The 17,129-nt window shown below is 68.0% G+C and carries 17 protein-coding genes, 1 tRNA gene and 1 pseudogene; 9 read left to right on the forward strand and 10 right to left on the reverse strand.

The window, feature by feature from the left end; genetic code table 11:
• The first annotated feature begins 119 nt into the window (after positions 1-119).
• From PKO50_RS00360 to selB, 7 genes and pseudogenes are all read left to right on the forward strand, one after another.
• Positions 120-314 (forward strand): hypothetical protein, encoded by a 195-nt coding sequence (locus PKO50_RS00360; protein ID WP_109936177.1) that lies wholly within the window; start codon positions 120-122, stop codon positions 312-314.
• Positions 315-484: 170 nt separating this feature from the next.
• Positions 485-3,579 (forward strand): annotated as a pseudogene (fdnG, locus tag PKO50_RS00365) (formate dehydrogenase-N subunit alpha).
• Positions 3,576-4,508, forward strand: a complete 933-nt coding sequence (gene fdxH / locus PKO50_RS00370; protein WP_109936180.1) for a formate dehydrogenase subunit beta — start codon at positions 3,576-3,578, stop codon at positions 4,506-4,508. The pseudogene fdnG and the gene fdxH overlap by 4 nt, the downstream one beginning before the upstream one ends.
• 52 nt (positions 4,509-4,560) lie before the next feature.
• The gene (locus PKO50_RS00375; RefSeq protein ID WP_275628493.1) at positions 4,561-5,187 is read left to right on the forward strand and encodes a formate dehydrogenase subunit gamma; all 627 of its coding nucleotides are present in this window, start codon (positions 4,561-4,563) and stop codon (positions 5,185-5,187) included.
• 189 nt (positions 5,188-5,376) lie between these two features.
• Complete coding sequence (gene fdhE, locus PKO50_RS00380; protein ID WP_109936182.1) at positions 5,377-6,309, forward strand: formate dehydrogenase accessory protein FdhE; 933 nt, start codon at positions 5,377-5,379, stop codon at positions 6,307-6,309.
• Between the two features lie 109 nt (positions 6,310-6,418).
• Complete coding sequence (gene selA / locus PKO50_RS00385; protein WP_275628494.1) at positions 6,419-7,825, forward strand: L-seryl-tRNA(Sec) selenium transferase; 1,407 nt, start codon at positions 6,419-6,421, stop codon at positions 7,823-7,825.
• Positions 7,822-9,753, forward strand: a complete 1,932-nt coding sequence (gene selB / locus PKO50_RS00390) for a selenocysteine-specific translation elongation factor (RefSeq protein WP_275628495.1) — start codon at positions 7,822-7,824, stop codon at positions 9,751-9,753. The genes selA and selB overlap by 4 nt, the downstream gene beginning before the upstream one ends.
• On the opposite strand, the gene PKO50_RS00395 is transcribed toward selB, so the two are convergent.
• Positions 9,731-10,648, reverse strand: a complete 918-nt coding sequence (locus PKO50_RS00395) for a hypothetical protein (protein ID WP_275628496.1) — start codon at positions 10,646-10,648, stop codon at positions 9,731-9,733. The two genes, selB and PKO50_RS00395, sit on opposite strands and share 23 nt — an antisense overlap.
• Here PKO50_RS00395 and PKO50_RS00400 point away from each other — a divergent pair.
• Positions 10,636-10,731, forward strand: a tRNA-Sec gene (locus PKO50_RS00400). The two genes, PKO50_RS00395 and PKO50_RS00400, sit on opposite strands and share 13 nt — an antisense overlap.
• A gap of 42 nt (positions 10,732-10,773) precedes the next feature.
• Here the strand turns inward: PKO50_RS00400 and PKO50_RS00405 are convergent.
• From PKO50_RS00405 to PKO50_RS00420, 4 genes are all read right to left on the reverse strand, one after another.
• Complete coding sequence (locus PKO50_RS00405; RefSeq protein ID WP_275628497.1) at positions 10,774-11,103, reverse strand: excalibur calcium-binding domain-containing protein; 330 nt, start codon at positions 11,101-11,103, stop codon at positions 10,774-10,776.
• A gap of 132 nt (positions 11,104-11,235) precedes the next feature.
• A complete protein-coding gene (locus tag PKO50_RS00410; protein ID WP_275630568.1) occupies positions 11,236-11,781 on the reverse strand; it encodes a GrpB family protein in 546 nt (181 codons plus the stop codon).
• A gap of 108 nt (positions 11,782-11,889) precedes the next feature.
• The gene (locus tag PKO50_RS00415; RefSeq protein WP_275628498.1) at positions 11,890-12,078 is read right to left on the reverse strand and encodes a hypothetical protein; all 189 of its coding nucleotides are present in this window, start codon (positions 12,076-12,078) and stop codon (positions 11,890-11,892) included.
• 379 nt (positions 12,079-12,457) lie between these two features.
• On the reverse strand, positions 12,458-13,132 hold the full coding sequence (locus PKO50_RS00420; RefSeq protein ID WP_109936196.1) for a M15 family metallopeptidase: 675 nt from the start codon (positions 13,130-13,132) through the stop codon (positions 12,458-12,460).
• Between the two features lie 191 nt (positions 13,133-13,323).
• Here PKO50_RS00420 and PKO50_RS00425 point away from each other — a divergent pair, with 191 nt between their 5' ends.
• Entirely contained in the window at positions 13,324-14,949 is a 1,626-nt protein-coding gene (locus tag PKO50_RS00425) for a methyl-accepting chemotaxis protein (protein ID WP_275628499.1), read from the forward strand.
• Positions 14,950-14,956: 7 nt separating this feature from the next.
• Here PKO50_RS00425 and PKO50_RS00430 read toward each other — a convergent pair whose 3' ends face one another.
• The 5 genes from PKO50_RS00430 to PKO50_RS00450 form a co-directional block, all read right to left on the reverse strand.
• Positions 14,957-15,163 (reverse strand): hypothetical protein, encoded by a 207-nt coding sequence (locus tag PKO50_RS00430; protein ID WP_275628500.1) that lies wholly within the window; start codon positions 15,161-15,163, stop codon positions 14,957-14,959.
• 71 nt (positions 15,164-15,234) lie between these two features.
• Positions 15,235-15,699, reverse strand: coding sequence for a glycine cleavage system protein H (locus tag PKO50_RS00435; RefSeq protein ID WP_275628501.1), 465 nt, complete (start codon positions 15,697-15,699; stop codon positions 15,235-15,237).
• Positions 15,696-16,070 (reverse strand): DsrE family protein, encoded by a 375-nt coding sequence (locus PKO50_RS00440; RefSeq protein WP_109936200.1) that lies wholly within the window; start codon positions 16,068-16,070, stop codon positions 15,696-15,698. The genes PKO50_RS00435 and PKO50_RS00440 overlap by 4 nt, the downstream gene beginning before the upstream one ends.
• Entirely contained in the window at positions 16,057-16,542 is a 486-nt protein-coding gene (locus PKO50_RS00445; RefSeq protein ID WP_275628502.1) for a GNAT family N-acetyltransferase, read from the reverse strand. Before PKO50_RS00445 ends, PKO50_RS00440 begins: the two co-directional genes overlap by 14 nt.
• The gene (locus PKO50_RS00450) at positions 16,539-17,102 is read right to left on the reverse strand and encodes a DUF4136 domain-containing protein (protein WP_275628503.1); all 564 of its coding nucleotides are present in this window, start codon (positions 17,100-17,102) and stop codon (positions 16,539-16,541) included. The genes PKO50_RS00445 and PKO50_RS00450 overlap by 4 nt, the downstream gene beginning before the upstream one ends.
• Positions 17,103-17,129: the final 27 nt, after the last annotated feature.

Below are 17,129 nucleotides of genomic sequence, written 5' to 3' on the forward strand. Positions count from 1 at the left end.
CGGGCATTTGGGCCAAGCCGCCGCGCTTGACAGCCGGCGTGGCGGGCACACACTGGAAAGAGCGGGAAGGCAGCTTTCGCCATCCCCGGTTCCTTGACCGGCTTCCGCGGGAGGTTGTCATGAACGGCACAAGAAGAAAGCACCTGCGGCACTACCGCCACTACCTGCTCGCCGCGCTGCTGGGCCTGCTCCTGCTGGGCCTGCACGAGACCGTCAACCAGGACCTGCAGCCCTCCTGCCTGGGCGACGACGGCCAATTGATCTGTTCCTACCCCTCGCGTACCGATTTGCAGGTACTGCTTTATTTCCGCTGAGTAGGCCTGCGCGGGCTGACGTGGGTCAGGGAAGCGGCTCGGCCTTTTCAGGCAGAGTGCTCGGCCGCGCCTGCTGGCGCGGCCTGGCGCAATGCGTCAGGTTGGCTATCTTTTAATCAGAGGCGCCTGGCCAGGTACTGGGCGCCCTTTGCCTGATCAGGAGACGCACGATGGACATGAACCGTCGGCAATTCTTCAAGGTCGCCGCCGTCGGCCTTGGAGGATCCAGCCTTGCGGCCCTCGGCATGGCGCCACCGGAAGCCTTCGCCGAACAGATTCGCCACTTCAAGCTCGAACGCACCACCGAGACCCGCAACACCTGCACCTACTGCTCGGTAGGCTGCGGCATCCTCATGTACAGCCAGGGGGATGCGGCCAAGAACGTCACCCAGAACATCATCCACATCGAGGGCGACGGCGACCATCCGGTCAACCGCGGCACCCTCTGCCCGAAGGGCGCGGGCCTGCTCGACTTCGTCCACAGCCCCAACCGCCTGAAGTACCCGCAGATCCGCGAGCCGGGTTCCAGTGAATGGAAGCGCATCGAATGGGACGAGGCGCTGGACCGCATCGCCCGGCTGATGAAGGACGACCGCGACGCCAACTTCATCGAGAAGAACGCCCAGGGCCAGACGGTGAACCGCTGGCTGACCACCGGCTTCCTGGCCGCCTCGGCGTCTTCCAACGAAGCCGGCTACATCACCCACAAGGTGGTGCGCTCCCTCGGCATCCTGGGGTTCGATAACCAAGCGCGTGTCTGACACGGCCCGACGGTGGCAAGTCTTGCCCCGACGTTTGGCCGTGGAGCCATGACCAACCACTGGACCGACATCAAGAATGCCGATCTGATCCTCATCATGGGCGGCAACGCGGCCGAGGCGCACCCCTGCGGCTTCAAGTGGGTGACCGAAGCCAAGGCGCACAACAAGGCGCGCCTGCTGGTGGTGGACCCGCGCTTCACCCGCTCGGCCTCGGTGGCCGACTACTACGCGCCCATCCGCACGGGGACGGACATCGCCTTCCTCGGCGGGCTGATCAGCTACCTGATCGAAAACGGCAAGTACCAGAAGGAATACGTCGAGCACTACACCGACGCGGCCTTCATCGTGCAGGAAGGCTTCGGCTTCGAGGATGGCCTGTTCAACGGCTACGACGCCGAGAAGCGCAGCTACCCGGACAAGTCCTCGTGGAACTACGAGCGCGGCGAGGACGGCTTCGCCAAGGTCGACCCCACGCTGCAGCACCCGCGCTGCGTGTTCAACCTGCTGCGCCAGCACTACAGCCGCTACACGCCGGACGTGGTCAGCAACATCTGCGGCACGCCCAAGGACATGATGCTCAAGGTCTGGGCCGAGATCGCCGAGACCTCGCGGCCGGACAAGGTCATGACCATCATGTACGCCCTGGGCTGGACGCAGCACTCGGTGGGCGCGCAGATGATCCGCACCGGCGCCATGGTGCAGCTGCTGCTGGGCAACATCGGCATGCCCGGCGGAGGCATGAACGCGCTGCGCGGCCACTCCAACATCCAGGGCCTGACCGACCTGGGGCTGCTGTCCAACTCGCTGCCCGGCTACCTCACCCTGGCCATGGACGCCGAGCAGGACTACGCCGCCTACATCGCCAAGCGCACCGCCAAGCCGCTGCGCCCGGGGCAGCTGTCCTACTGGCAGAACTACGGCAAGTTCCACGTCAGCCTGATGAAGTCCTGGTTCGGCAAGGCCGCCACGGCCGAGAACAACTGGTGCTACGACTGGCTGCCCAAGCTCGACATGCCCGGCGCCGGCTACGACGTGCTGCGGGTGTTCGACATGATGTACCAGGGCAAGGTCAACGGGTACTTCTGCCAGGGCTTCAACCCCATCGCCTCCTTCCCCAACAAGGGCAAGGTCGGCGCCGCGCTGGCCAAGCTCAAGTGGCTGGTGATCATGGACCCGCTGGCCACCGAGACCTCCGAGTTCTGGCGCCACGCCGGCGACTTCAACAACGTCGACACCCAGGCCATCCAGACCACGGTGATCCGCCTGCCCACCACCTGCTTCGCCGAGGAGGACGGCTCCATCGTCAACTCCGGGCGCTGGCTGCAGTGGCACTGGAAGGGCGGCGAGCCGCCGGGCCAGGCGCGCCCGGACATCGCCATCATGGCCGGGCTGTACCATCGCCTGCGCACGCTGTACGCGAAGGAGGGCGGCAAGTTCCCCGATGCCATCCTCGGCCTCGACTGGCCCTACCTGCGGCCGGACGACCCGAGCCCCGAAGAGCTGGCCAAGGAGTTCAACGGCAAGGCCCTGGCCGACCTGGTGGACCCGAAGAACGGCATGGTCCTGGCCAAGGCCGGCGAGCAGTTGCCCGGCTTCGCGCTGCTGCGCGACGACGGCAGCACCGCCAGCGGCTGCTGGATCTTCGCCGGTTCCTGGACGGCCCAGGGCAACCAGATGGCCCGCCGCGACAACGCCGACCCCTACGCCATGGGCCAGACCCTCGGCTGGGCCTGGGCCTGGCCGGCCAACCGGCGCATCCTCTACAACCGCGCCTCGGCCGACCTTTCCGGCAAGCCGTGGGACCCGCTCAAGAAACGCCTGGTGTGGTGGAACGGCACGGCCTGGGGCGGCACCGACGTGCCCGACTACAAGGCCGACGTGCCGCCGGAAGCGGGCATGAACCCCTTCATCATGAACCCCGAGGGGGTGGCGCGCTTCTTCGCCGTGGACAAGATGGCCGAGGGCCCTTCCCCGAGCACTACGAGCCGTTCGAGACGCCCATCGGCATCAACCCGCTGCACAAGGACAACCCCAAGGCCACCAGCAACCCGGCCGCGCGGGTGTTCAAGAACGACATGGAAGTCTTCGGCAAGGCCGACGAGTTCCCCTATGCGGCCACCACCTACCGCCTCACCGAACACTTCCACTTCTGGACCAAGCACTGCCGCCTGAATGCGATCACCCAGCCGGAACAGTTCGTCGAGATCGGCGAGGCGCTGGCCAAGCAGCTGGGGATAGCGGCCGGCGACCGCGTGAAGGTCTCCTCCAACCGCGGCTACATCAAGGCCGTGGCGGTGGTGACCAAGCGCATCCGCCCGCTGCAGGTCGACGGCAAGACCGTGCACCACGTCGGCATCCCGCTGCACTGGGGCTTCGCCGGGGTGGCCCGCAACGGCTACCTGACCAACACCCTGACGCCCTTCGTCGGCGACGGCAACACGCAGACGCCGGAGTTCAAGTCGTTCCTGGTCAACGTCGAGAAAATCAGCGGAGGTGAGGCATGAGCACCCAGGACATCCATGCCCGTTCGGCCACCACCACGCCGATGCCCTCGGTGCGCAACCAGCAGGAGGTGGCCAAGCTCATCGACGTATCCAAGTGCATCGGCTGCAAGGCCTGCCAGGTGGCCTGCTCGGAGTGGAACGAGCTGCGCGACGAGGTGGGCCACAACCACGGGGTGTACGACAACCCGCTGGACCTGACGGCCGACTCCTGGACGGTGATGCGCTTCACCGAGCACGAGAACCCCAACGGCAACCTCGAATGGCTGATCCGCAAGGACGGCTGCATGCACTGCGCCGAGCCGGGCTGCCTGAAGGCCTGCCCGAGCCCGGGGGCGATCGTGAAGTACGCCAACGGCATCGTCGACTTCAACCAGGACCACTGCATCGGCTGCGGCTACTGCATCACCGGCTGCCCGTTCAACATCCCGCGCATCTCGCAGAAGGACCACAAGGCCTACAAGTGCACCCTGTGTTCCGACCGCGTCAGCGTGGGCATGGAACCGGCCTGCGTGAAGACCTGCCCGACCGGGGCCATCGTCTTCGGCACCAAGGACGCCATGAAGGAACACGCCGCCGAACGCATCGAGGACCTCAAGTCGCGCGGCTTCGAGCACGCCGGCCTGTACGACCCCGAAGGGGTGGGCGGCACCCACGTGATGTACGTGCTGCACCACAACGACCAGCCCTCGCTGTACGCCGGCCTGCCCGACAAGCCGGCCATCAGCCCGATGGTCAGTCTGTGGAAGGGCATCACCAAGCCGCTGGGCCTGCTGGCCATGGGCGCGGTGGTGCTTGCCGGGTTCTTCCACTACACCCGCATCGGCCCCAACCGCACGGAAGAGGACGAGGAGCCGGGGCCTGGGCCGGAAGCGCCGGTGCACAAGGTCGACCCCTCGGTACACAGCTATGACCCGCGTGACCCGCGCTGAGCGGCCATGACGAACCGCCGCGCTCCCCCGGGAGCGCGGCCGGGAGAGCAGCATGAAAAAAGACATCCAACGCTATACCGCCAACGAGCGCAGCAACCACTGGCTGGTGGCGATCTTCTTCATCCTCGCCGGCCTGTCGGGGCTGGCGCTGTTCCACCCGGCGCTGTTCTGGCTCAGCCAGCTGTTCGGCGGCGGGCCCTGGACGCGCATCCTGCACCCCTTCCTGGGGCTGGCGATGTTCGTGTTCTTCCTCGGCCTGGTGCTGCGCTTCGCCCACCACAACCTGCTCGACCGCAGCGACGTGCAATGGCTGAAGCAGTGGCGCGACGTGATCGGCAACCACGAGGAGAACCTCCCCGCGGTGGGCCGCTACAACGCCGGGCAGAAACTGCTGTTCTGGACCCTGCTGCTGTGCATGCTGGTGCTGCTGGTGACCGGCTTCGTGATCTGGCGCCAGTACTTCAGCGCCTGGTTCGGCATCGATGTCATCCGCCTGGCCGCACTGCTGCACGCCTTCGCCGCCTTCGTGCTGGTCAGCAGCATCATCGTGCACATCTACGCCGGCATCTGGGTCAAGGGCTCCATGGGCGCGATGCTCTATGGTTGGGTCAGCCGCGCCTGGGCGCGCAAGCACCACGCCGCCTGGCTGAAGAGCGTGGACAAGGGCGAGGGCCACTGACCGCCCCGCACCACCCGCAGGATGGCGTTGAGCGCAGCGATACCCATCAATGGGACGAGCACAGTAATCCAACCCATGCACCGAACAATCCCCTCTCCCTTCAGGGAGAGGGCTAGGGAGAGGGAACCCGCGCCAGCCCAGGGCACGATCTTCAACCCCTCTCCAAAGCCCATCGCAAAGGAGTCCTGCGTGCCAGGCCAAATCCTCGAACCCGGCCAGATCGAAGCCGCCGCCAACATCCCCCCGTTCCTCAGGCTGCCCCCGGCGCAACTCTTCGCCCAGCGCGGCCAGCGCCTGCGCCAGCTCGCCGAAGGCCACCCCCTGGGCGACTACCTGAGCCTGCTGGCCGAGCTGTGCGACATCCAGCAGAACCTGCTCGACGCCCCACCCACGCTGCCCATGCCCGACGAGGCCGCCCTGCGCCGCAGCGTCGAACACGGCATGCCGCCGCTGGGCTTCGAGGTGCTGGTGCGCGAAGGCGCCTGGCTGGCCCTGCTCGAGCCGCTGCTGGAGGCCTTCGCCACCACCCCGGCCAGCCCCATCGCCAACGCCCTGCAACAGCTGCGCAAGGCCGACGCCGGCCAGCGCAAGGCCTGGGCCCTGGCGCTGCTCAACGGCCAGTTCGACCTGCTGCCGGCGGCCCTGGTGCCCTTCCTCGGCGCCACCCTGCAGGTCGCCTTCAGCCACTGGCTGCTGCGCCTGCCCGAAGGCCTGCTCAGCGAGCGCGAGGAACAGACCCTCTGCCCGGCCTGCGGCTCGCCGCCGGTGGCCGGCGTCATCCACAACCGCGGCAAGTACAACGGCCTGCGCTACCTGGCCTGCTCGCTGTGCTCCTGCCAGTGGCACTACGTGCGCATCAAGTGCAGCCACTGCCGGCAGAGCAAGGGGCTGTTCTACCTGTCGGAGCAGCACGACAGCCGCGAGGTCATCCGCGCCCCGCTGCGTGCAGAGGTCTGCCCCAACTGCCAGAGCTACCTCAAGCAGTGCTACCTGGAGCACGACGAGGCCGCCGAGCCCCAGGCCGACGACCTCGCCAGCCTGGCCCTGGACGTGCGCCTGGCCGAGGAGGGCTACCTGCGCAGCGCGCCCAACCTGCTGTTGTCCCCGGGCGGCTCCGACTGACCTAGACTGCAACCAGGCCCCCACCCGTAGGATGGGGGGAGGAGCCTGCGACGATACCCATCGCCCGCCGCCCACCCAAATCGCCCCGTGACGACAGACAGGACCGCGCATGACCTCCGCCCGCCTGCCCTCCATCGACCGCCTGCTGCGCAGCCCGGCCTGCGCCCCCCTGCAACAGCGCTACGGCCGCGAAGCCCTGCTCGGCACCCTGCGCGACCTGCTCGACGAACTGCGCGAGCCGGCCCGCCACGGCCAGCTCGCCGCCATCGAACTGAGCGAAGCGGTGCTCGCCGGCCGCGCCGGCGAACGCCTGGCCGCGCACCACGCCAGCCGCGTGCGCCGGGTGTTCAACCTCACCGGCACCGTGCTGCACACCAATCTCGGCCGCGCCCTGCTGCCGGACGAGGCCATCGAAGCCATCACCCTGGCCGCGCGCTACCCGCTGAACCTGGAGTTCGACCTGGCCAGCGGCAAGCGCGGCGACCGCGACGACCTCATCACCGGGCTGATCCGCGAGCTCACCGGCGCCGAGGCGGTCACCGTGGTCAACAACAACGCCGCCGCCGTGCTGCTGGCGCTCAACAGCCTGGGCGCGCGCAAGGAAGGCATCATCTCCCGCGGCGAGCTGATCGAGATCGGCGGCGCCTTCCGCATCCCCGACATCATGGCCCGCGCCGGTGTGAAGCTGGTGGAGGTCGGCACCACCAACCGTACCCACGCCAAGGACTACGAAGCCGCCATCGGCCCGCGCAGCGGCCTGCTGATGCGCGTGCACACCAGCAACTACAGCGTGCAGGGCTTCACTGCCAGCGTCGCCACCCGCGACCTCGCCGGCATCGCCCACGCCCACGGCCTGCCGCTGCTGGAAGACCTGGGCAGCGGCACCCTGGTCGACCTGACCCGCTGGGGCCTGCCCAAGGAACCGACGGTGCAGGAAGCCCTGAAGGACGGCGCCGACATCGTCACCTTCAGCGGCGACAAACTGCTCGGCGGCCCCCAGGCCGGGCTCATCCTCGGCAGCAGGGAACTCATCGGGCGGATCAAGAAGAACCCGCTCAAGCGCGCCCTGCGCGTCGACAAGCTGACCCTCGCCGCGCTGGAAGCCGTGCTCGGCCTGTACCGCGACCCCGACCGCCTGGCCGAACGCCTCACCACCCTGCGCCTGCTCAGCCGCCCGCAGGCCGACATCCAGGCCCAGGCCACGCGCCTGGCGCCGCTGCTCGCCGCGCAACTGGGCGCAGGCTGGGCGGTGAGCGCGGAAGCCGCCCTGGGCATGATCGGCAGTGGCGCCCAGCCGGTGGCGCGCCTGCCCAGCGCCGCCCTGGCCCTGCGCCCGCAGAGCAACAAGCGCCTGCGCGGCCGCGCCCTGCGCGAGCTGGAAGAACGCCTGCGCGGCCTGCCGATCCCGGTGCTCGGGCGCATCGACGACGACGCCCTGTGGCTCGACCTGCGCCAGCTCGACGACGAGGCCGCCTTCCTCGCCCAACTGCCCCTGCTGGCGGAGGGCGCGGCTTGATCGTCGGAACCGCCGGCCACATCGACCACGGCAAGACCGCCCTGCTGCGCGTGCTCACCGGCGTGGAGGGCGACCGCCGCCCGGCCGAGCGCGAGCGCGGCATCACCATCGACCTGGGCTACGTCTACGCCGACCTGGGCGACGGCAGCCTCACCGGCTTCATCGACGTGCCCGGCCACGAGCGCTTCGTCCACAACATGCTGGCCGGCGCCAGCGGCATCGACCTGGTGCTGCTGGTGGTGGCCGCAGACGACGGCGTGATGCCACAGACCCGCGAGCACCTGGCCATCGTCGAACTGCTTGGCATCCCCCGCGCCCTGGTGGCGCTGAACAAGGCCGACCGCGTCAGCCCGCAGCGCCTGGCCGAGGCCCGTGCCGAAGTGGAAAGCCTGCTGGCTGCGGGGCCGCTGGCCGACGCGCCGATCTACCCGGTTTCCAGCGTCACCGGGGAAGGTGTGGACGCCCTGCGCCAGGCCCTGGCCAAGGCCGCCCGCGAGGTCCATGAGCGCTCCAGCCAAGGCGGCTTCCGCCTGGCCGTGGACCGCGCCTTCAGCGTCAGCGGCGCCGGCCTGGTGGTCACCGGCACGGCCTTCTCCGGCAGCCTGAAGGTGGGCGACGAACTCCTCCTCGGCAATGCCGGCCGCCCGGTGCGCGTGCGCGGCCTGCACGCGCAGAACCGCGCCGCCGAACAGGCCCACGCCGGCCAGCGGGTGGCGGTCAACCTCTCCGGCGACCGCCTCGGCCCGGACCAGGTCAAACGCGGCGACTGGCTGCTGGCGCCGGAACTGCACGCGCCCACCACCCGCATCGACATCGACCTGCAGCTGCTCCCCGGCGAACCCCGCGCCCTGGCCCACTGGACGCCGCTGCACGTGCACCTGGGCGCCCAGGACGTCACCGGCCGCGTCGCCCTGCTGGAAGACGAGCGCCTGGCGCCGGGCGAAAGGGCCTTCGCGCAGCTTGTGCTGAACGCTCCCGTGCAAACCGTGCACGGCGACCGCCTGGTGCTGCGCGACCAGTCCGCCCAACGCACCCTCGGCGGCGGCCGCGTGCTCGACCCCTTCGCCCCGGCCCGCAACCGCCGCAGCCCCGAACGCCTGGCGCAACTCCAGGCCCTGCGCGGCGAAAGCCTGGAACAGGCCCTGCCGGTGCTGCTCGAACACGCCGACAACGGCCTCGACCCCAAGCTGCTGGCGCGCCAGTTCAACCGCCCCCGCGAAAGCTGGCGGCTGCCCGCCGAACTGGTGGAAATCACCACCCGTGGCGGCCCCCGCCTGTTCACCGGCGAACGCTGGCGCGCCCTCGGCGAACAGCTGCTGCAAGCCCTGGCCCGCTTTCACGCCGAACAACCCGACGAACTCGGCCCCGACCGCGACCGCCTGCGCCGCTACGCCTTCGCGCAGCTGGAACGCCCAGTCTTCATCGCCCTGCTGGAACAGGCCCTGGCCAGCCAGGCCGTGGAAAGCAGCGGCCCCTGGCTGCACCTGCCGGACCACCGCGTACAACTCGGCACCGAAGACGAAGCCCTGCGCCAACGCCTCTGGCCGCTGCTGCTCGCCGGCGCCTACGACCCCCCCTGGACCCGCGACCTGGCCCGCGAACTGCAAGTCGACGAAGCCGCCATGCGCCTGCTGCTGCGCAAACTTGCCCGCCTGGGCCAACTGCACCAGGTGGTGAAAGACCTGTTCTACCCCGACGAAACGATCCGCCAACTGGCCCAACAAGCCCTGCAGCTACGCACCGAACAAGACCTGATCCGCGCCGCCGCCTTCCGCGACCGCATCGGCATAGGGCGCAAGCGCAGCATCCAGTTGCTGGAGTACTTCGACCGCATTGGCTTTACCCGGCGCTTCGGCAGTGAAAGGCGGATTCGCGAGGATTCGGCGTTGGCGCTGGGCGCAGGTGTCAGTGCAGAGCAAACTCCCTAACCACCGCCATCATGGTGATCACCGGGACCGCAAGGCTAATGGCGGCAGGGCAGGCTCGATTGCTCAAAAAAGCATCAGCGCTTACCATGGTGAATATTGCAATCCCCGTTTCAGGAGGGATTTTATGGTGATGCACCTTGTTGGCCAGCCTGCGGCCAAACCTACCGGCAAGCCCAAGCCCAGGACCAAGAAGGGCGCGCGTGATCCGCTCGCGGTCGTGGAACAGGCCGCGCGTGCCGGTGATGCCCAATATCAGTACTTTGTCGAGACCGGGAAGCTTCCGGACTCCAAGTGAGGTTGCGTGTCGATTGCGCGAGTCTTCGTAACCGACAGCTTCATGAGCCTCCCCGCCTGGCACGACCTGTACGTCGATTTCTACAACCTGAAGGTCTGCGATATTCATCCGCTCCATTGGGGGCGTGATGCCTCTCTTTGGCAGGTGCCTTTCGGTCATGTCCAGTTGACCGATAGCCGAGTGGTCCTGCTGCGCTGGAGCAAAATCGGTGACCCCTTCAAACGCACTGTGAAAGAGAGCGAGTCCGAGCATGACTTGTGGCTGCTCTATGCGCAGGACCGCCCGGAAAATCGTTATTTGATGTTGTCCGTATTCGGCCCTCATGCACATAAGGACTCGCGCTTCCAAAGCTACATCCGCACATTGAAAGTGGATATAGTCGAGCCCTGGCTGGATGGAAGGTTTTATTGCTTCGAGCCGCCGGAAGACTATGAGCCTTAAGTGAAATGGCTGTTGTTCCGGGCTCTTGATGGAAGAAACAGCATTGCTGTTCTTGGCAGTGATGCGTCCAGGGATTTTCGACACTTCTTCGACACTCCACCGGAGTCGGCAACGGAAGCTGGCGAAAAAGCCTTGTAGATCAATATGGAAGGCAATCACGCCCGGTGGCGTGGCCGGGCTTCAAACCCGGTGGGGGACGGCAGCCGTTCCTGGGTGGGTTCGACTCCCACTGCCTTCCGCCATTTCCCCTGTAACCCCGGCAGCACCCTTCCTGTGGCGGACTGCTACATCCTGCACCACTGCTCCTCGCAGGGAATCCCATCGCCGTCTCCATCCATCTTCATCCCCGGACAGCTGCGCAGAAACGCCTTGGCCTCGGCGCAGGAAGTCATTTGCGAGCAGTATTTGCGGCCATCGCAGCGAGCATCGAGGGTGGGACTATCGGAGGGGATGCTTACCGCTGGTGGCATCAGGTCCGTGGTGGGGGCGTTGGCGTCTTCCGCGACGCTCATCGGGGCCGGTTTCGAGCGGGAGAAATGGTTCTGCCAGGACGGGTTGTCCATGTACTGCCAGGCGAGCAGGGCGAGGGCAATCAGCAGAATCCATTTCTTCATGAGGTTCACCGAGTCCTGTGGGATGGTTGGATTCTAGTGGCGAACCCGCGGGTATTGCACCGCGTAGGATGGCGTTGAGCGCAGCGATACCCATCGTCGGCCGCATGGGTATCGCTGCGTGCTCCACCCATCCTACGTCCTGGCTCCCTGTACCGATCCGCCCGCCTCGTTCATCTGCCGTTCGCGCAGTGCCTTGCCCAGTATCCGCGCTACCAGTTCGTCCTTGCCTTGCGTGTAGGCCTCGCGGTCGGTGGGGAAGCGTTCTGCCAGTTGTTCCTTGAGGCGTTGGTACTCGGCCGCGTCCTGCGGATGGTTGCGCAGCCAGTTGCGGAAGATCAGGTGGCGGTCGGCGTCGGCCAGGTTCATCACGTGGAGGTGGTGGGTGCGGCCTTGGCCCAGCGGCGGCATGCCCTTGACGAAGAACATCCGCTGCGGCGCCGGGTTGTCGCGCCAGTACTGGTAGCCGAGGGCTTCCAGCGGGGCGACCAGGCTTTGCCAGTCGGCCCCCGGCGGCGGTAGCAGGAGGATGTCGATGATCGGCTTGGCCTTCAGGCCGGGCACCGCCGTGCTGCCGAAGTGCTCGATCTTCAGGCCGGGCAGGGCCAGGGCGCCGGCGATGGCGTCGGCTTCCTCGGCGAAGCGCCGGGGCCAGTCCGGGTTGGCTTCGGCCAGTTCGATGCGGTCGGCTTCGGCGTTGCTCCAGCGTTGACCGTCGAAGGTGGGGGCTGGGTCATGGGGTTTCCTGGTTGAGGGGCTGTCGTTCGACGTTCGGGCTGGTGTGCAGGTTCATCGTCGTTGTTCGGGCTTCTTCCGCTGTTCCTTGATTCGGTTGCGCAGGTGCTCGAAGAAGGCCGCATCGGCGTGCCCTGTGGGAGCGGATTCGGCGCCGGCTAGAAGGAGGTTTCGCAAGCGATGGCGGTCTTGCGTCCTTTGTTCGCTGGCGTGTGGGTTGGTCTGGTCGTCGACGGTGCTCATGGGGCTTCCCGTTTGCAGGTTCTGGCTGAGCCTATTCCTGAGGTGGGCGGGCTGGCCATGCTCTTGTAGGAGCGAGCTTGCTCGCGAACGGTGTTTCGCCTGGGAGCTTGGTGCGGGGATTGACGTCTTGCCCTCTCCCCAGCCCTCTCCCTGAAGGGAGAGGGGGCTTGTCCGTGCCGAGAGAACAAATGGTTTCAGCTGAGAACCTTTAGTGCTGCCGGCTAACTCCATAACAGTCAAGCACGCCGAACGGTCCGCTCTCCCTTCAGGGCGGGGCGCGCAGCCGAGGGTTAGGGAGAGGGCGCTCTAAAGCCCACCTCCCACGCTCGCCGGCAAGCTCCATTCGCGAGCAAGCTCGCTCCTACGAAAAGCCGGCAGGCTATTTCACGGGGAAGTCGAAGGCGGTGTTCGGGTAGGGCTCCTGCTTCAGCGTGTAGTGCCACCACTCGTTGGCGTAGGGCTCGAAGCCGTGGCGTTGCATGGCGCTGCGCAGGGTTTCGCGGTTGCGTGTCTGTTGCACGGTGATCAGGCCGGTGCCGTGGTGGGAGATGGGGCCGAAGAAGTCGAAGTGGCTGCCCATGTCCAGTTCCTGGCCGGTGCTGGCGTCGACCAGTGTCAGGTCCACGGTACTGCCGCGGCAGTGGGCGGACTTCCTGGCGATGTAGCCGTCGCGGAACAGCGCCACCTTGTCCAGTTGCGGGTAATAGCGCTCCTTGGTGCGGGTGTCGGCCAGGTCCGCGGCCCAGCGCTGGAAGTGGGCCACGGCGCGTTGCGGGCGGTAGCCGTCGAAGAGTTTCAGTTGCAGGCCGCTCAGGGCGACGTCGCGTTCCACGTCGGCCAGGGCCGTGGCCGCTTCTTTCGTGAGGATCACCCGCGGGCTCTCGTAGCCGTCGATGCGGGTGCCGACGAAGTTGTCGCCGCTGTAGTAGCGCGCTTCGTAGCGGGCGTTCTTCAGGACCTGGTCGAGGTAGACGAAGCCGGGTTGCGCCGGCTGGTCGGCGCTGGCGCCGAGGCTGGCCAGCAGCAGGAGCAGGGCGAGGGCTTGGCGGAGCATCCGGCCTCCCGGGCGTGGGGTTTCTTTCACCCTAGCAGCCCTTTCCTGGGAAGCGTCTCTCGAAATGGAGGGATGTTTCCTACTTAACCCTCAGGTCCAGTTCTCCCCTGGAAGGCCGATCCATTCGCCGAGACGAGCGGATCGCGGTGGCGTGGTCCGCGCACGAGTTCGAGCAGCCCAGGAGAGATGCGATGCTCAACCAGTTCCGCGTACGTACCCGCCTGCTGTCGCTGGCGTTCCTGCCCCTGCTGGTGCTGGCCGGGGTGATGGCGCTGGCGGCCTACAACGCCGGCCAGCTCAATGATGACTTCGACGAGCTGTTCAGCGACCGCATGCGGCCGGTGAACCGGCTCAACCTGATTTCCAACGCCTATGCCGTGAACATGGTGGATGCGCTGCACAAGTACCGCGCCGGGGTGGTCGACGTGGAGGCGCTGCGTGGCGCCATCGGCGAGGCGCGGACGAGCATCGAGGACTCCTGGGGCATCGTCCAGGGCAGCAAGATGACCGATGCCGAGCGGCAGATGGTGGCCGGCATCCGCGCGCGCATGGCCGAGGTGGACAAGCTGGTGGAGGCGCTGCTGGGGCAGACCGACGGCAGCCTGCGCAGCGAGAGCGACGGCAGCTTCGTGCGGCGCCTGTATGCGGCCTTCGACCCGCTGGGGGACGCGCTGGAGGAGCTGGCGCAGCTGCAGGTCCGCGAGGGCGATGCGCTGAACCAGGCCTCCACCGCGCGCTACCAGGCGATGAAGCACAGCTTCGTGGTCATCGCCGTGGTGGTGCTGGTCGGCATGCTGCTGTTCAGCCTGCTGGTCAGCCGTTCCATCAACCGCCCGCTGGAGCAGCTGAGCCGGGTGATCGCCACGGTGCAGCGCAATTCCGACCTGAGCCTGCGCGCCGAGGCCGTGGGCCGCGACGAGCTGGCGCAGACCGCCCGGGCCTTCAACACCATGCTCGAGCACTTCCAGCGGCTGATCCGCCACCTGGGCGGCGCCTCCGTGCAGCTGGCCAGCGCTTCGGAGCAGATGAGCGCCATCAGCGCCCAGGTCAGCGATGCCGCCAACGGCCAGGGCGAGCAGACCGCCATGGTTGCCACCGCCGTGCACGAGATGAGCGCCGCGGTGCAGCAGGTGGCGGAGAACGCCCTGGACATGGCGCGGGTGGCCGAGGACGTGCGCCGCGAGGCGCACCAGGGCACCGAGCTGGTGGAGGCCAACCTGGGAGCCATCGAGCGGCTGTCCCAGGCGGTGCAGGAGAGCGCCGGGGTGATCGACCGCCTGCACAGCCAGAGCGACGAGATCGGCAGCGTGCTGGGGGTGATCCAGAGCATCGCCGAGCAGACCAACCTGCTGGCGCTCAACGCCGCCATCGAGGCGGCGCGGGCCGGCGAGGCCGGGCGCGGTTTCGCCGTGGTGGCCGACGAGGTGCGCAGCCTGGCGAGCAATACGCAGAAGGCCACCGAGTCGATCCGCGGCATGATCGACGCGCTGCAGAATGGCGCGCGCCAGGCCGTGGGGGTGATGCAGGAGTCCCGCGAGCGGGCCGGGGAGAGCGTGCGGCATTCGCGCGAGTCCGGCGAGGCGCTGCGGCACATCGCCAACGCCATCGACCGCATCGCCGACGGCAACGCGCAGATTTCCACCGCCACCGAGGAGCAGACCGCGGTGGCCCACGAGATCAGCCAGAACATCACCCAGCTCAACGACAGCATCCAGAGCGTGGTGGAGAACGCCGGACAGAGCGCCGCCGCGAGCCTGGAACTGGCCCGCCTGGCGGTGGAGCAACAGCAGCAGCTGGCGGGCTTCCGGGTGGACTAGAGCGTGCTCACGGGCCCATCAGCAGGCGCTGCTGCTGGGACGAGAAGCCGCCCTGCTGCTGGAACTGCGCGCCCATCATGGGCTGGCGTTCGAGGTCGTCGAGGCCGAAGGATTCCTTCACCGGCGACTCGATGGCGCCGAGGTTGTAGCTGCTCTGCCCGGCGCAGCCGGAGAGGGCGAGTAGAGCGAGGACGAGGGCGGGAAGCCGGGGCATGGCGGACTCCTTCTGTGGGGGAGCTTGCGGTCGCCCAGGTTAGACCGGCGATGCTTACGGCTTGCTTAAGCTCAGTCGCGGCGCAGGGCCTGGACGTCGTCGCCCCGGGGGTCGAAGGCGTCCAGGCGCATGCGTTCGGCGAAGGCGTCCAGCGCCGCCTGGCCGCTGACGAAGCCGGTGCGCGCGGCGGCCCAGTCGTCCGGGCGCAGGCGCACCATCCAGCCTTCGCCGTAGCAGTCGAGGTTGATCAGGCCGGGGCGGCGCTGCACTTCCTCGTTGCTCACCAGCAGGGTGCCGGCCAGCGGGCTGCGCGCCGAGGAGGCGGCCTTGGCGAACTCGACCACGCCGAAGCTGCGGTCGCGCTCGACGTGCCAGCCGTCGCGCTTGGGGGTGAAGGCGAATATCTGCCCGTAGAGCGCGCAGCCGTAGGCGCTCAGGCCGAGGGTCACGGCGCCGTCGGGCTCCTCGCGCAGCCACAGGTTGTAGTCCGGGGCGTAGAGCAGGTCGTCGGGGAAGTCCAGGCCGTGCAGCTTCACAGGGTCAGCACCCGGTCGTATTCGAGGATCATCCGCGCCAGCTCGCCGCCGCTGGCGATTTCGTCGACTTCGTCGATCAGCGCGCTTTCGTCGATGGGCACGCCGGGGGCGCGGCACATCAGCAGGCGCGCGCCGGCTTCCTTGGCCTGCTGGATGAAGTGGCTGAGCGGCTCGCCGCCGGGGGCGGCGTAGAGGTTGTCCACCACGTCCTGGCGCGCCAGCTGCACGCCCTCGCCGCTGAGGAAGAGGGTCACCTCGGCGTCCATGCAGGCCAGCAGGGTGGCGGTGTAGAAGGGCGCCGCGCAGCGCGCCGGGGTGCTCGGGCCGCTGCTGACGATGATCAGCACGCGCTGTGGGTCAGGCGGGTTCAAGGGCTTTCTCCATCTGCACCAGGGCCACGCGGCGGCCGCCCGGCGCCTGGCGCTCGACGATGCCCACCGGGCGGTAGCCCAGGCCGGCGTACAGCAGCAGGCCGCCGGCGTTGTCGTTGAAGCAGGAGATCTTCATCAGCGGCGCAGCGTAGTCGCGCCGGGCGAGGCCTTCCATGACGCCGATCAGGTAGCGCGCCACGCCGTGCCCGCGGGCCCAGGGCGCGACCATCATGTTGCCCAGGGCGCAGTATTCGCCCGGCAGGCTCAGGTAGAAGTTGGCGAAGCCGGCGGCGCGGCCGTCGAGCAGGGCCAGGGTGCTGGCGCGGCGCTCGGCCACGGCGGCGGCCAGTTGCTCGACGCTGAACGGCCACTGCGCCTTGGGGTAGGCGTAGAAGAGCTCGTCGGCGTCACGTACGAAGCCGGCCACCTCGGCCAGGTCGCCGGCTTCCACCGGGCGGTGCTGCAGGCTCATCCGCGCGGCGGGTACTGGGCGAGGACCTTCTGCACGGTCTCGCGGATGGCCGCCTCGCGCTCGGCCGGGGTCGGCGGGCTGCTGCGCATGATCTGCTCGCCGCTGCCACGCCACACCAGCTTGCCGTCCTTGCCGTCGAGCAGGTCGACCTGGATGGTGGCGACCTTGTAGGTCACGGTGCGCGACTCGGCCATCGCCGGGCCGCCCCAGTAGCCACCCCAGTACCCGTTCCAGTAGCCGCCGGTGTAGGTGGTGACCTGGTCCTGGCGCTGGTCGACGATCAGGTAGGTGCGCACCGTCACGTCGGGCGCGGCGCCGGCCTGGGCCGGGCGCAGGCCGCGCTGGTCGAGCTGGTCGGCCACCGCCGAGAGGATGCGCTGCTCGGTGAGGTCGCTCTTGATGCGCGGGTCGTCCGGGCGGTACTCGAAGGCCGGCTGCGCCCAGGCCCAGCTGCGGTACATGGCGAAGTCGCGGCTGGAATCGTAGTCGCGGTTGAGGTTGACGGTCTCACAGGCGGCGAGGCCCAGCAGCAGGCCCAGCAACAGCAGGCGGCGGATCATGGTCGGCATACTCCAGACAGAGTCTTC

It is taken from the genome of Pseudomonas sp. 273, assembly GCF_029201425.1.
Classification (GTDB): domain Bacteria; phylum Pseudomonadota; class Gammaproteobacteria; order Pseudomonadales; family Pseudomonadaceae; genus Pseudomonas; species Pseudomonas delhiensis.